The sequence below is a fragment of the Subtercola boreus genome, assembly GCF_006716115.1.
GTDB classification, from domain to species: Bacteria; Actinomycetota; Actinomycetes; order Actinomycetales; family Microbacteriaceae; genus Subtercola; species Subtercola boreus.
This window is the reverse complement of the sequence record NZ_VFOO01000001.1, coordinates 3,222,489-3,236,040: the sequence shown is the minus strand read 5'-3', so window position 1 is coordinate 3,236,040 and position 13,552 is coordinate 3,222,489. Positions and strand designations below refer to the sequence as shown.

At 68.0% G+C, this 13,552-nt stretch carries 15 protein-coding genes; 4 read left to right on the top strand and 11 right to left on the bottom strand.

Annotated elements, in window-relative coordinates:
- Positions 1-18: 18 nt before the first annotated feature.
- The 4 genes from FB464_RS15070 to FB464_RS15055 all read right to left on the bottom strand — a co-directional run bounded on the left by FB464_RS15070 (position 19) and on the right by FB464_RS15055 (position 4,278).
- Entirely contained in the window at positions 19-897 is an 879-nt protein-coding gene (locus tag FB464_RS15070) for a carbohydrate ABC transporter permease (RefSeq protein WP_116416315.1), read from the bottom strand.
- Positions 894-1,865: a carbohydrate ABC transporter permease gene (locus FB464_RS15065; RefSeq protein WP_116416316.1), complete on the bottom strand. Its 972-nt coding sequence runs from the start codon at positions 1,863-1,865 to the stop codon at positions 894-896. Before FB464_RS15065 ends, FB464_RS15070 begins: the two co-directional genes overlap by 4 nt.
- A gap of 1 nt (position 1,866) precedes the next feature.
- Positions 1,867-3,135 (bottom strand): ABC transporter substrate-binding protein, encoded by a 1,269-nt coding sequence (locus FB464_RS15060; RefSeq protein ID WP_116416317.1) that lies wholly within the window; start codon positions 3,133-3,135, stop codon positions 1,867-1,869.
- A 141-nt stretch (positions 3,136-3,276) separates the two neighbouring features.
- A complete protein-coding gene (locus FB464_RS15055) occupies positions 3,277-4,278 on the bottom strand; it encodes a LacI family DNA-binding transcriptional regulator (protein WP_246093084.1) in 1,002 nt (333 codons plus the stop codon).
- Between the two features lie 143 nt (positions 4,279-4,421).
- Here FB464_RS15055 and FB464_RS15050 point away from each other — a divergent pair, with 143 nt between their 5' ends.
- Positions 4,422-4,631, top strand: coding sequence for a hypothetical protein (locus tag FB464_RS15050; RefSeq protein WP_116416319.1), 210 nt, complete (start codon positions 4,422-4,424; stop codon positions 4,629-4,631).
- A gap of 51 nt (positions 4,632-4,682) precedes the next feature.
- On the opposite strand, the gene FB464_RS15045 is transcribed toward FB464_RS15050, so the two are convergent.
- Genes FB464_RS15045 through FB464_RS15030 form a run of 4 tightly spaced genes read right to left on the bottom strand, consistent with a single transcriptional unit; the run spans position 4,683 to position 7,051 of the window.
- Positions 4,683-5,048 (bottom strand): type II toxin-antitoxin system VapC family toxin, encoded by a 366-nt coding sequence (locus FB464_RS15045; RefSeq protein WP_116416320.1) that lies wholly within the window; start codon positions 5,046-5,048, stop codon positions 4,683-4,685.
- Between the two features lie 7 nt (positions 5,049-5,055).
- Complete coding sequence (locus tag FB464_RS15040; RefSeq protein ID WP_116416321.1) at positions 5,056-5,244, bottom strand: PLDc N-terminal domain-containing protein; 189 nt, start codon at positions 5,242-5,244, stop codon at positions 5,056-5,058.
- Positions 5,245-5,291: 47 nt separating this feature from the next.
- Positions 5,292-6,233, bottom strand: coding sequence for a 2-dehydropantoate 2-reductase (locus FB464_RS15035; RefSeq protein ID WP_116416322.1), 942 nt, complete (start codon positions 6,231-6,233; stop codon positions 5,292-5,294).
- A 5-nt stretch (positions 6,234-6,238) separates the two neighbouring features.
- A complete protein-coding gene (locus tag FB464_RS15030; protein ID WP_116416323.1) occupies positions 6,239-7,051 on the bottom strand; it encodes a DUF1206 domain-containing protein in 813 nt (270 codons plus the stop codon).
- 104 nt (positions 7,052-7,155) lie between these two features.
- On the opposite strand from FB464_RS15030, the gene FB464_RS15025 reads away from it, so the two are divergent.
- The gene (locus FB464_RS15025; protein WP_116416324.1) at positions 7,156-7,533 is read left to right on the top strand and encodes a hypothetical protein; all 378 of its coding nucleotides are present in this window, start codon (positions 7,156-7,158) and stop codon (positions 7,531-7,533) included.
- Between the two features lie 248 nt (positions 7,534-7,781).
- On the opposite strand, the gene FB464_RS15020 is transcribed toward FB464_RS15025, so the two are convergent.
- Positions 7,782-9,320: an MDR family MFS transporter gene (locus tag FB464_RS15020; RefSeq protein WP_116416325.1), complete on the bottom strand. Its 1,539-nt coding sequence runs from the start codon at positions 9,318-9,320 to the stop codon at positions 7,782-7,784.
- 315 nt (positions 9,321-9,635) lie between these two features.
- On the opposite strand from FB464_RS15020, the gene FB464_RS15015 reads away from it, so the two are divergent.
- Positions 9,636-11,369: an HNH endonuclease signature motif containing protein gene (locus tag FB464_RS15015; RefSeq protein WP_142206729.1), complete on the top strand. Its 1,734-nt coding sequence runs from the start codon at positions 9,636-9,638 to the stop codon at positions 11,367-11,369.
- 158 nt (positions 11,370-11,527) lie between these two features.
- Here the strand turns inward: FB464_RS15015 and FB464_RS15010 are convergent, their stop codons facing one another.
- Positions 11,528-12,061 (bottom strand): GNAT family N-acetyltransferase, encoded by a 534-nt coding sequence (locus FB464_RS15010; protein WP_246093083.1) that lies wholly within the window; start codon positions 12,059-12,061, stop codon positions 11,528-11,530.
- Between the two features lie 70 nt (positions 12,062-12,131).
- Here FB464_RS15010 and FB464_RS15005 point away from each other — a divergent pair, with 70 nt between their 5' ends.
- Positions 12,132-12,683, top strand: coding sequence for a GNAT family N-acetyltransferase (locus FB464_RS15005; protein WP_246093082.1), 552 nt, complete (start codon positions 12,132-12,134; stop codon positions 12,681-12,683).
- A 39-nt stretch (positions 12,684-12,722) separates the two neighbouring features.
- Here the strand turns inward: FB464_RS15005 and FB464_RS15000 are convergent, their stop codons facing one another.
- Complete coding sequence (locus tag FB464_RS15000) at positions 12,723-13,544, bottom strand: carbohydrate ABC transporter permease (protein ID WP_246093081.1); 822 nt, start codon at positions 13,542-13,544, stop codon at positions 12,723-12,725.
- Positions 13,545-13,552: the final 8 nt, after the last annotated feature.

Genomic DNA, 13,552 nt, shown 5'->3' with positions numbered 1-13,552 from the left:
TGCGGTCGCGGTCGTCTGTCATTTGAGTCCGGTGCTCGCGACGCTCTCGATGAAGCGGCGCTGGACGAGCAGGAACATGATCGCCAGAGGGAGAACCGCGATCAGCGCGCCGGCCATCATGACGCCCTGCGGGATGATGCCACCCGGCCCGGTCAGCAGGGTCAGGCCGGAGGTGATCGTGCCCATCTCCTGGTCGGTGGTGAACACCAGCGGCCAGAGCAGGTCGTTCCAGTTGTTGACGAACGTGAAGATGCCGAGCGTCAGCAGAGCCGGGACGGCGTTCGGCAGCACCACGCTCCGGAAGACGCGCCATTCGGATGCCCCGTCGATCCGCGCCGCATTGTCGAGGTCGCGCGGGAGCGACACGAAGAACTGCCGGAGGAAGAAGATGCCGAACGCATCGGCGGCCCGCGGGGCGATGAGGCCGGCGAAGGTGTTCACCCAGCCGAGCTGCGACACGAGCTGGTAGATGGGGATGAGCGTCGCCTGGAACGGGATCATCAGGCTGGCGATGATGACGATCAGCAGGATGCGGGATCCTCGGAAGTCGAGGCGGGCGAGGGCGTAGGCGGCCAGCGAATCGAAGACCAGGGCGAACACCGTCACCCCGCCCGCGAAGCCGAAGCTGTTCAGGATCAGGCGGGCGAACGGGAGCTCGGAGAAGATCGCCTGGAAGTTGTCGAGCGTCCACTGGTGGGGGAAGAGCGTCGGCGGATAGGCGTTCACCTCCGACGCGGGCTTGAAGGCCGTGAGCACAATGATGATCACGGGCAGCATGATGGCGAGCGTCACGAGGAGGAAGGCGGCGAAGAAGATCCACCGGGCCGGGTCCCGCCGTCGACGCCCGACGGCGGCGCGGCTCGCGGTGAGAACGCGCGGGTGGGCGAGCGTGGTCATGATTCGGTGTCCTTTCCGCGGCGGCCGAAGAAGAGGAACTGCGCGAGGCTGAGCAACAGGGTGACGATGAGCAGCACGTACGACAGCGCCGACGCGAACCCGAGGTCGAGGTCTTTGAACCCGGACTGGTAGATCTGCATGACGATCGTCTCCGTGCTGCGGTACGGGCCGCCGCTGGTCAGGATGTAGATCTGGTCGAAGGCCTGGAGGGCGGCGATCAGCGCGACGATGACGACGAAGGCCATCGTGTTGCTGAGCATCGGGAACGTCACGTTGGTGAACCGCTTCCACCCGTTCGCCCCGTCGAGCTGGGCGGCCTCGTAGAGGCTTGTCGGGATCTCCTGGAGCCCCGCGAGGAAGATCACCATGTAGAACCCGAAGTTCTTCCACACCGCCACCAGCACGACCGTCGGCATCGCGAGCACCGGATCCTGCAGCACGTTCCCGATGCGGATGCCGACCGCCTGCAGCCAGTAGTTCAGCAGGCCGACCTGCGGGTCGAGCAGGTACGACCACGCGAAGGCCGCGACGGCCAACGAGACGATGAACGGGAGGAACAGTGTCGAGCGGAAGAACCCCCGGAACGGCAGTCGAGGGCTGTTGATCACCAGCGCGAGCAGCAGGGCCACGACGATCGCGACCGGCGTGAACAGCACCGCGTAGAGCGCCGTGTTGCCCATCGACTGCACGATATCGGGGTCTGTGAACACCCGCAGGTAGTTCTCGAGCCCGACGAACTCGGGCGTGCCGAACCCGCTGGCGTCGGTGAACGAGAGCTGCAGTGCCGAGATCATCGGCCAGCCGACGAACGCCGCGAGCACGATCAGGGCCGGCGCGAGGAAACCCACGATGGTGGCGCGCCGCTTGAAGGTGCCGTTCAGAGGGGTCCGGCCGCCGAGCTGGCCGGGGGGCCGGTAGTGGCGGGCCCCCCGGTTCGTGCCCGGCCGCTCGAGGTGCTTGGTGGTCATGTCAGTTCTTCAGTGCTTTCTGGATGCTCGTGGAGGCCTCGGAGAGCAACGCCTTCGGGTCGCCACCGGCCACGGCCTTCTGCGTGGCCGTGTCGATCGCCGTCAGCACGTCGGTGCTGTTCACCACGCCCGGCAGCAGGGCCACGGTGTTCGGTGCGATCTCAGTGAGGCTCGCGACGGTCGCGTTGGCCGAGACATCCGCCGCCGTGACATCCGTGCGGAGCGGCGGCCAGCCGGAGCCGAGCGACCACTTCGTCGCGGTGGTCTTGTCGTTGAAGTAGGCGAGGAACGTCTCGGCAGCCTTCTGGCTGGCGGCATCCGTCTGCGCGGTGACGCCGAGCGAGATTCCGATCGCCGAGGCGGCCTGCGCCTTCGGGCCGGCGGGGATCGCCGCGATGCCGTAGTCGATGTTCGAGGATGTCGCGACCCCGGCCATCCAGGGTCCGCCGACCTCCATCGCCGTCTTGCCGGCGGTGAAGAGTTTGTCGGCGGCGATGCCGTCGAGGCCGGTCGGCGAGATCTTGTCGTTCTGGATCGCCTTCGACCAGTACGTCAGCGTCTCGACGTTCTGAGCCGAGTCGATGGTCGACTCGGTTCCGTCGTCGCTGGTGATGGATCCGCCGTTGCCCTCGAACAGGCTCGGCCAGATGCCGTTGCCCACCGTCGCGTGGTCGGGCAGGGCCAGACCGTACTGCTCGGGGGTGCCGTCGCCGTTCGCGTCGATGGTCAGCTTCTTCGCGTCGGCGACCCATTCGTCCCAGGTGGTCGGGAAGGTCTGGATGCCCGCCTGGGCGAACAGCGTCTTGTTGTAGATCACCGAGAGGGGTACGAACCCGCTCGGCACGCCGTACTTCTTGCCGTCGACCGTCTCCATGGCGACCGCCTCCGGCTTCAGTGCGTCGGTGTTGCTCGTGGGCTGCGCGTAGAAGTCGTCGAGGTCGACCAAGGCCTTCTTCTCGGCGTAGACCGGGAGTCGGTCGGACGTCATCGCAACGATGTCGGGACCGTTCTTCGAGCTGAGCGCCGGGAGGAGGGTGTCGTCGATGACGGCCCAGGTCTTGGTCTGGGTGGAGATCGTGATGTCGCTCTGCGAGGCGTTGAACTCGGTGACGATGTCGTCGAGCACGCCTCCGTCGGCTTCGGTGTAGCCGTGCCAGAAGGTCAGGGCGACCTTTCCGCCGGCCGCCTGGTCGTTGGATGATCCTGCGCAGCCAGAGAGTCCCACGGCCACGACAGCGGCTGCCGCGACGACTCCGATCAGCTTCTTCACTGAGTACCTGCTTACTGTTCCCAACGCCTGTGTGTGGGAACGTTTCGAGTGGTGGACATCAAATTTACATCGATGTAAATGAGACAGTAAGCGACGCGGACGGCTCTGTCAACCTGCGCGATCGATATCGGGGAGCGCGGCTCAACCGACGCTCGACGATTCGCGGGCCACCAGCAGATATCCCGTCTCGACGTGCTGCGGTTCGGTGCGCACGGCGTCTCCCTCGATGCGGTCGACGAGGATCTCGACCGCCCGCCGGGCGATCTCGTCGCGCTGCGGCGAGACCGTGGTGAGCGAGGGAGTCGAATAGGCCGAGTCCTCGATGTCGTCGAAGCCGACGACGATCACGTCAGCGGGGATCCGCCTGCCGTGTTTGTGCAACGACCTCATCGCCCCGAGGGCCAGGGCGTCGTTGAAGCAGACCACCGCATCGAAGTCGACTCCGCTCGCCAGCAGTCTGTCCATCGCCTCGACACCGTAGGTGCGGTGCCAGAGCGCCGCCGTCACAACCAGTTCGGGGTCGACGGCGATCCCGAACTCCGCCAGCGCCTCCGTGTACCCCCGCAGGCGCGATGCCGCGGTGCCGACCGGGCCGTCGGGCTGTGCCCCGATCACCGCGATCCGTCGGCGTCCGAGCTCCAGCACATGCGTCGTGGCGGCTCTCATCGCCTGCACGTTCGACATCGTCACGTGGTCGGCCCGGCTCCCCTCCACCCGCTCACCGAGAACGACCAGCGGAAAGTCGACGTCGAGCTGGGCGACATCGGCCGCGCCGATTGCCAGCGGACTGTAGATGAGCCCGTCGATCGAGTGCCGTCGCATGGCCGACACCGCGGTGATCTCCGCCGACCGATCGACGATCGTCTGCTCGATCAGCACGGTGTACCCGCGGGCGCCGGCGGCCCGGATGACCGCATCCGCCAGTTCGGCGAAGTAGGCCTGGCTGAGCTCCGGAACGGCCAGGCCGAGCACCTTCGTGCTGCCGACCCGCAGGTTCCGCGCCGACACGTTGATCTCGTAGTCGAGCTCCCCGACGGCATCCATCACCCGCGTGCGCATCTTCTCCGAGACGTGCTCATAGCCCGCGAGCACGTTCGAGACGGTCTTCACCGAGACACCGGCGAGCGCGGCGACATCCTGCATCGTTGCTCCACGCCCTGAGCGCGCCATCGTCCCTCCAACGGTCCGGGGGCCGCCGCGGTGCGCCCTCGTTCCCACAGTCACCTTACAAAGAAGCCGGGCCACCCCGTGACCGGGGTCTCCTGCGGGAGGCGCAGAATGGGACCATGGATCCGACCCGGCGACTGATGTTCTGGCTCAAGGTCCCGTACGCCGCGGATGTCGCGTTGGCGCTCATCGGCATCGGCCTGCTCCTCGGCGCGAACGGCCTCGGCTGGTGGGTTCTCGTGTTCGCTGCGGTGCGGGCCATCGTCGGCACGGTCGCCCTCGTCTGGATCGCCCCCCGGATGATCGCGAAGCGCTCCCGCACACCCTGAGATCGCTGGAACGGCCCAGGCCAGTCGCCGGACTCAGGCCAGTCGCCCGATTCAGGCCAGTACGTCGACCGCCAGGCCGTGGGAGAGAGCCGCCAGGCGCGAGTCAGCCGTCCAGAGCTCCCTGCAGCCGGCGCCCTGCGCCGCGGCGAGATGAAGTGCCTCAGGCGTCCCGATCGCATGGCGGGCCCGCAGTTCGGCGGCACGCAGGTACTGGGCGTCTGACAGTTCCACGATCGCAAAACGCTCGAACGCCCGCTGGTAGTGGTCCGCGAGCGCGAGATCGGCGTTCCGCAACGGCCCGACGAGGCACTCGAGCTTCACCAGCGAACTGATCGCCACCGTCTCGTCGCCGGCCGATGCCAGCCGCTGCCGCACAGCCGCCCCGGCAGCGCTGTTGCGCGCTTCATCGCTCTCCACCGGTGGGTCAGTTGCGCACGCGGCCGCGGCCGAAGACCAGCCAGAGGATCGAGCCGATGATGTTCAGGAAGAAGGCGGCGAGGATCCAGAGGAACTTTCCGAAAGCACCGTGGTTGGGGTTCCGTACGATCGACACGACGGTGACGATGAAGATGATCAGGCCGATGAGGCCGAGGCCTCCGGAAATCGGGTCCACTGGAGCCCACCTCTCTGCCCCCACGGGCGGTCGGATCCAGCCTAGGGCTACCCCCGCCGCGCCGCCCGCTCTGCCCGGTAGACCGACAGGTTGGTGTGCGCGAGCGACAGCAGCGGCACCGGCACACCCAGAACGGCGGCGCGAGCGACCAGGTCGCCCACGATCTGCTCCGACTCCACTTCGTTGCCGGCCATCAGGTCGCGGAACATCGACGTTCCGAACGCCGAGCCCTCCGCCGTGAGGGTGCCGAGCACGAACCGGCGCTGCTTCTCCCGAGGAGGGAAGCCGGCGGCAGTGGCGACGGCGAAGCACTCCTCGGCCAGTCCCGTGGCGACGCCCGGGCCGCCGGGTGCGGCGACGATCGAGCCGACGGTGCTGCGGAAGAGGGTCGTGAGAGCGCCGCCCGAGGCGAGCATCACCCACTTCTCCCAGAGGTCGAGCTCGATGGTCTGTGAAACGCGGGTACCGAAACCGGCGCCTGTGAGCGAGGAGTCGAGTTCGAGCATCCGCTCGCTGACCGAACCGTCGAACTCGCCGTATGTGAGGCTGTTGCCCGCTCCGACCTGGCGGATGCCGCCGTCCGGGTCGAGCTGGGCAGCGACCACGCAGACTCCTCCGACAACGCGATCACCGCCGAAGCGCTCGCGCAGAACGTCGATGTGACGCAGGCCGTTGAGCGCGGGGACGATGAAAGTGTTACCGACGATGGCGGGGGCCAGGTCATCCAGAGCCTGCTCGAGCGCGTACGCCTTCACCGACAGCAGCACCGCATCGAACGGGCCGGCGCCGGCCAACCCGTCCGCCGTCACCGTCGCCGGGTCGGGCAGGTGCAGGTCGTCGCCCTCGAGAGTGCGCACGACGAGTCCGTCCGCGGCGAGGACTGCGGCGCGGGCCGGTCGCACGAGGAAGGTCACATCGCGCCCCGCCGCGACGAGCCGGCCGCCGAAAAACCCGCCGACCGCTCCCGCACCCACAACCAGTAGTCGCACGCCGATCAGAGCTTTCCCCAGCGGGCACGGGCACCGAGGTAGGCGCCGTACGCGACGAGGCCGATGCCAACGGCGGTCAGGATGACCGTGCCGAACGGGAGGGCCGCGAGCGCCTTCAGGGCGCCATCCAATCCCGTCGCCTTCGACGGATCGAACGTGACGGCGGCCACGACGAACAGCACGCCGACCACGGCGAGTGCGATGCCCTTGGCGATGTACCCGACCGCGCCGAGCACGACGACCAGGGTGCCGGCAGGCTTCGGCGGGAGAGCGAGGTCTTTCGTGAACCGGAGGGTGATGCCGCGCACGACGAAGAAGACGCCGATGCCGGCGACGACCAACCCGACGGCGACGATCGCGAAGACACCGCCGGGCGTCGAGAGAGCGGTCGCGCTGGCGCTCTGACTCGATTCGGAGGAGCTCTTCGAGCCGCCGAGCGCGAACGTGAGGGCCGTTGCTCCGACCGCGAGGTAGGCCACGGCCTTTCCGAACTCGGAGACGCGTTTGCCCCACGCCTTCTTCGGGTCGCTGTTCCGCACCTGGAACCCGGCGACGACCTGCCAGAGACCGAGCGCGACGAGGCCGACGACGATGACCCAGAGGAGCGCCCGGCCGGCGGGGTTCGAGGCGAGCTGGCCGAGCGCTCCGGACTGGTCGGCCGAGCCGCCGCCGTCGGAACCGAACGCAACGGTGAGGGCGATGACGCCGATCAGCACGTGGAGGAGGCCGTTGACCGCGTAGCCGAGACGGGCCAGCACGCGGAACACCGGGCTGCTCTCCGCCTGGCGTGCGGCTTGGGATGCGGGATTGCCGGTCATCCATCCAGCGTAGCCGCGGGCGAGGATCGCCGAGAGGGGTTGCCGTTGCAGGATAAGCTCAGGGGAGGTTTACGACGATCCCCCCAACGAGGAGTTACAGCGCAATGGTCGACAACATCGTGGTCAGGTCTCCGGGCAAGGCGTTGCCGAAGCCGGTCGCCGGGTTGGCATTCGTCTCCATGTGGGCCGTCGGGATCGTGCTTTTCAGCATCGCCCACCTGGTCGAGAACCCGCTGCTCGGCGCGTTCGTCGTCGACACGGGGCTCGTGCTGGTTGCGGTCGGCTTCAGCCTGCTGTTCGTGGACTGGGTGCGCACAGCCCTCCGCACGCTGCTCTTCGGGCTGGTCGCTCTCGTGCTGTTCCTGATCTTCGACCTGGCCGACATCACGGTGATCGTCTACATGCTGCGCATCATCGTGCCGCTGCTCGCCGTGTTCGTGCCGGTGAACCGCGTCGCCAACGGGTTCCGCATCTTCGCGTAGGTAGTGCGGGCCCCGGGCCGACGGCCGACGCCCAGCCGCTTTCGCGGACACCACGGCCCCGATCGCAGACGAACGGGCGAGCCTCGGGCCATACGGCACGTCATGCTGAGCCGTGTTCGCTGAGGCTCGTCCATTCGTTCGTTCGTCTCGCTCTGGCATCCGCGCGCCCGCGAGGCGGCCGGTGCCGCTGCTGCCACCTGACCGGGCAGCAGCCGGCCCAGTGGATGTCGCGGATGTCGCGACCGGGCTCAGTGCCCCATCGGGGCCGGGGCGCCCCCCGGCTGGTCGACCGGCTTCCGCACGAAGAACGACACCGCGACGGCTCCCAGCGAGACGATCGCCCCGACGAGGAACGCCGCCCGGATCCCGTCGGTCTGAGCGAGGATCGGGTCGGATCCCGTCGCCACGAGCGACGCCGCCCGCGACGACATCAGCGTCACGAACACCGCGGTTCCGGCCGCGCCGGCGACCTGCTGCACGGTTCCGACGACGGCGCTGCCGTGCGAGTACAGGGCAGGCTTGAGCGAACCGAGGCTGGCCGTGAACAGCGGGGTGAACATCAGCGCGAGACCGACGCTCAGCACGATGTGCGCGGTCAGGATGAGCGGCACCGGCGTCGTCGAGGTGACCATGGTCAGCGACCAGAGCACAGCGCTCACGATGATCGCACCGGGAACGAGCAGCACCGTCGGCCCGCGCCTGTCGTAGATGCGGCCCACGAACGGCGCGAGCACACCCATCACGAGACCGCCCGGCAGCAGCAGCAGCCCGGTCGAGAGCGTGTCGAGCCGCAGGACGTTCTGCAGGTACAGCGGCAGCAGAATGAGCGTGCCGAACAGCGCCATCATGCTGATCGCGAACATCACGATCGAGAGGGTGAAGTTCTTCGAGAGGAACGTGCGGAGGTCGAGCAGCGCGCGGTCCGTGCGCTGCAACTGCAGCTGTCGCAGCACGAACAGCGCCAGCGCGACCAGCCCGACGACGAGCGGACCCCAGGCGGGCATCCAACTCACCTGGTTCGCGCCGCCGATGGTGGTGAGACCGTAGACCAGGCCGCCGAAACCGAACACCGAGAGCACGACCGACAGCGGGTCGAACGGTGCCTTGCGCGGCGTTGTGACGTTCGGGATGCGGAGCGCCCCGAGGATGAGCCCGGCGACGGCGATCGGCAGCACCAGCCAGAACATCCAGCGCCAGTCGAGCACGCTCAGGATGAGGCCGGAGATGGTCGGGCCGATGGCCGGCGCGACCGAGATGACGATCGAGATGTTGCCCATGGTGCGTCCGCGGGAGGAGGCGGGCACCAGTGTCATCACCGTCGTCATCAGAAGAGGCATCATGATCGCAGTGCCGCAGGCCTGGATGACGCGGGCGACGAGCAGCACCTCGAAGCCGGGCGCCATGGCTGCGACGAAGGTGCCGATGCTGAAGAACCCCATTGCGGCGATGAACACGGGGCGGGTGTTGAAACGCTGCAGCAGGAAGCCGGTGATCGGGATGACCACGGCCATGGTCAGCATGAACGCCGTCGTGAGCCACTGGGCCGACTCGGCCGGGATGCTGAGGTCTTCCATCAGGCGAGGCAGCGCCACGCTCATGATGGTCTCGTTCAGGATGACGATGAACGCGCTGACGAGCAGGATCCCGATGACGAGTTTGTTGCGGGCGGCCAGGCGGGCCTCTTCGTCGCTCTGGATGACCGGGGTCTCGGTTCTGGGGCGCTGGGGCTTCTGCGGTGCCTGCGGTGCCTGCGCAGATCGTGTATCGGGGAGGGTCTTGTCGGACACCAGGGCTCCTGTCGGTTCAAGCGGGAGTGCAGTGCGGACTTCGACGCGGGAGGTCGAAGCTGAGCCGTCAGGCTCCTCGGGAGAAGGCGGACGGAGCGGCGTTTATTCCACGCCACGCCCGGCGCGCAGCAAGTGAACATCGTACACATTAGCGGAGATGTGGATGTCGCGCATCCCTCGTTTTCGTTCTCTCCCTGCGTCGCTCGACCCCCTCGGCCGCAGCCTCTTCTCCTCCACAGGTGGCGTGTTTCGCGACTTATCCACCAGTTCTGGTTTTCGGCTGCGGCGGTCGGTGGATCATGGTTGGCTTGACCCATGACACGAGAATCCCTCATCATTGATCGGCCGGAAGCGGCGGCACCACCGCCCGCCGCCCGCGTGCCGGCCTCGCCGGTGGCGGGGCGGGTGGCGGCGGTGCCGGCGGTAGCGGCCACGGTGCCGTCCGCGGTTCCATCTGCGGTGCCGTCCGCGGTTCCATCTGCGGTTCCGTCGAAGCGTGACCGTTTCGCGGCCGCGGTGTCCGCTGTCATTACGCAGCACAAAGCCGTCGCTGCCGCCCACGCCCTCCTCACCGACCTCATCGAAGTCGCCCGCCAAGCGGGGACCGCGCTGCACACGGTCGATTCGTTCACCGGCGGCCCGCAATGGTCCTCCGACATGGTCGTGGAACGGCAGATCATCACCGAACTCGCCGTCGCACTCCACCTGTCAGAGAACGACACCCGCCGGCTCCTGCACACCAGCGAAGGATTGGCCGGCCCGTTCACCGCCACCCGGGCAGCCCTCCACTCCGGTGCGATCTCCTACCGGCACGCCGAGAAGATCGTGCACCACAGCCACACGTTGCCTGTCGCCTCGTTCCCGGCGTACGAACACGCCCTGCTCCCGCACGCCCGGACAGTCACCGTGCAACGCCTCGACACGCTCGCCCGCGCCGCCACCGAAACCGCGCAACCCACGACCGCCGTGCAACGCCACCTCGACGCCGCCAACCGGCGACGCCTGGACCTTGACCCCGCCACCGACGGCATGGCCTACCTCACCCTCTACATCCCCGCCGTCGAAGCCGTCGCGATCCACAACCGCGCCACCGACCTCGCCCGCTCCACCAAACAATCCGGCGACCCCCGCACGATCACCCACCTCCGCGTCGACACCCTCACCGACCTCCTCCTCAACGCCGAACCCACCACCCCCGGCACCACCCCCGGCATCCGCGCCCGAATCCACGTCACCGTCCCCGCCCTCACCCTCCTCCACAGCGGCACCCCCGACAGCCCCCGGGCGAGCAGCACCACCAGCCCCAGCAGCCTCAGGGCGAGCAGCCGCGCCCCAATCCCCGGCACCGGAACAGGCCCCGCACCGACGGTCAGCAACAGCGAGGGCAGCAGCAGTAGCCGCGACAGTGGCGATGGACGTGACAATGACAGCAGCAGTAGGAATCGCGATCACGCCCACTCCAGCACCGGCAGCGACGCCACCCCGGGCCCCGGCAGCGGCAGCGACACCGCCAACACCGGCGCGACCGACACCGCTCTCACCGACGCAGACCTCGACGACCTCCGCAACGGTGCCGGCGGGCACGGCTGGGCGAACCTCGAAGGCTACGGACCCATCGACCAGCTCACCGCCCTCCACCTCACCCGCAACGCACCCAGCTTCACCCGCGTGCTCACCGACCCCGCCACCGGCTGCGCCCTCGCCTACGGACGACAGAAATACAAACCACCCGCTGACCTCGACGAACTCATCCGCCTCACCCACACCCACTGCACCTTCCCCCACTGCCCCGAACCTTCAGCGACCGCAGACCTCGACCACACCATCCCCTGGAACAACGAAGGCACCACAGAACTTCGCAACCTCAGCCCCCTCTGCAGCAGCCACCACAAAGTCAAACACCACACCGAATGGACAATCGAACAGACCCCCGACGGCACCATCACCTGGACCTCACCCGCCGGCCACCAATACACCGTCGACCCCACACCCCTCGCCCCACCCCAAGTCCGATTCGACAACGGACCCGACACACCAGCACCCTTCTGAGGGCTTCCGGATCAGACCTTGGATGCGACCAGCAGAAACGAGAGCTCGACGGACGAACGAACGAACGAACGCCGCACGACGCGGCAGGTCAGGAGCAGCACATCGGTACTAGCAGGTCAGGAGCAGCACATCGGTACTAGCAGGTCAGACGCAGCAGATCAGGCGGGAGGAGTTGCCGAACCCGCGGCGGCCGCGGCGGCCGAGTCGGCGGCCACGTCTGCGGCCGAGTCGGCGGCCGAGTCGGCGGCGAGGTCGCGGGCGAAACAGAGCGAGCCCTCCGAGTGCACGTAGTGACCGAAGAGGGGGATGCGTGTGTACCCTTCCCGCGTGTAGAAGCGCACGGCGTCGGGCTGCGCGGGGCCCGTCTCGAGTTTGAGCGTCGTGATTCCGCGCGCGGTGGCCTCCGCTTCGAGGGCGCGGAGGATCGCCGTGGAGACACCGCTGCCCCGGGCCGGCTGCGCCACGAACATCCGTTTCACTTCCGCTTCGGACGGGCCGAGCATCCGGAGCGCGCCGCACCCGACCGCCTCACCGTTCTCGTCACGTGCCATGAGGAACACGGCGATGTCGTCGGCGGACGGTTTCACTCCCGGTTCGGTGTCTGCGCCATACCGGGTGTCGAGTTCGTCCCGCTGGGCGCGTCGAAGACGCTCACTGTCGGGGTGGTTCCAGTCGGCGGGCAGAATCGTCACGGTCACAGGATCCATTTTCGCGCACCGCAGAGGTCACCCGCGCCGAACGCCGTCACCCTAGGCTGGGAGAGTGAACAGCCCGTCGATCAGCGTCCGCCGCACCAGGGAGTCCGATTGGGCCGCAGTGCGGGCCCTCCGGCTCGAGATGCTGGCCGACACTCCGATCGCGTTCGGCGAGACGCTCGCCGCGGCGGAGGGGCACAGTGAGCGCGTCTGGCGTGAACGCGCACGTCGCGGCGAGAATCCGCGCGGCACGGCCCTCGCCGCGATCGACGAGAGCGCGAGCGAGAGCGAGAGAGCGGGCTCGGGCGCGACCAACGGGGCGGGCGGACGCTGGGTCGGCACGATGGGCGGCTACCTCGACCCGACGGGTCCGATGCTGGTGGGCGTCTTCGTCTCCCCCGCGTACCGTGGACGGGCGTCGGGGGTCACCGATCTGCTGCTCGCGGGGGTCGAGGAATGGGCGCGCGGCGAGGCCGATGCGCTCTACCTCCACGTGCACACCGGGAACGCGCGGGCCATCGCGGCGTACGAGAGCCGCGGGTATGTCGCCACGGGGATGCTGTTCCCGTACATCCTGAACCCGCACCAGCAGGAGATGGAGATGCGGAAGCCGCTCTGACCAGCGACGGGCCGGGTCAGCGGCCGGGTCAGGCCCGGGTCAGCGGATCCCGCTCCGCGCGAAGCCCTGCACGAAGTACCGCTGGAACACCAGGAACAGCACCACCATCGGCAGCACGTTGATGATCGCGAAGGCCATCGTGCCGCCGTAGTCCGCGCCGAACTGGCCCTGCAGGTAGAGCAGCCCGATCGGCAACGTGAACAGCGCATTCTGCTTCAGGGCGATCAGCGGCCAGGCGAAGTCGTTCCAGGTCTGCAGCAGGCTCATGAAGAACAGCACCGCGATCAGGGGTTTCGAGAGCGGCAGGATGATGCGGGTGAACACCCTCCAGTTGCCGGCCCCGTCCATCCGCGCTGCCTCGATCAGGTCCCGGGGGATCGCGAGGATGAACTGCCGGGCGAGGAACAGTCCGAACGCCGAGGCGGCCGTCGGCAGGATGACCGCCCAGTAGGTTCCGTAGAGCCCGAGCCCGGTGACCAGCCCGAAGAGCGGCACCATGATCACCTGCACGGGGATCATCAGCGTCGCCAGAGCGATCAGGAAGAGCACCGTCGACCCGCGGAACCGCAGGTGGGCGAGCGCGTACCCGCCCAGGAGGTTCACCGCGACCGTGATGAGCGAAACCGTGATCGCGATGGCGGCCGAGTTGCCGAACCAGGTCGCCACAGGGAACGCCGCGAACACCCGCTCGAAGTTCGCCAGTGTGAGTGTTTCGGGCCAGAGGCGGAGCTCGCCGCCGAGCAGGTCGGCGCGGGTCGAGAAGGCCACCACGATCATCCAGTACAGCGGGAAGATCACGATGATCGAGATGACGACGGCAAGGGCGAGGCGCATCACGCGCCAGCGGAGGGTCTCGGTCACAGGATGCT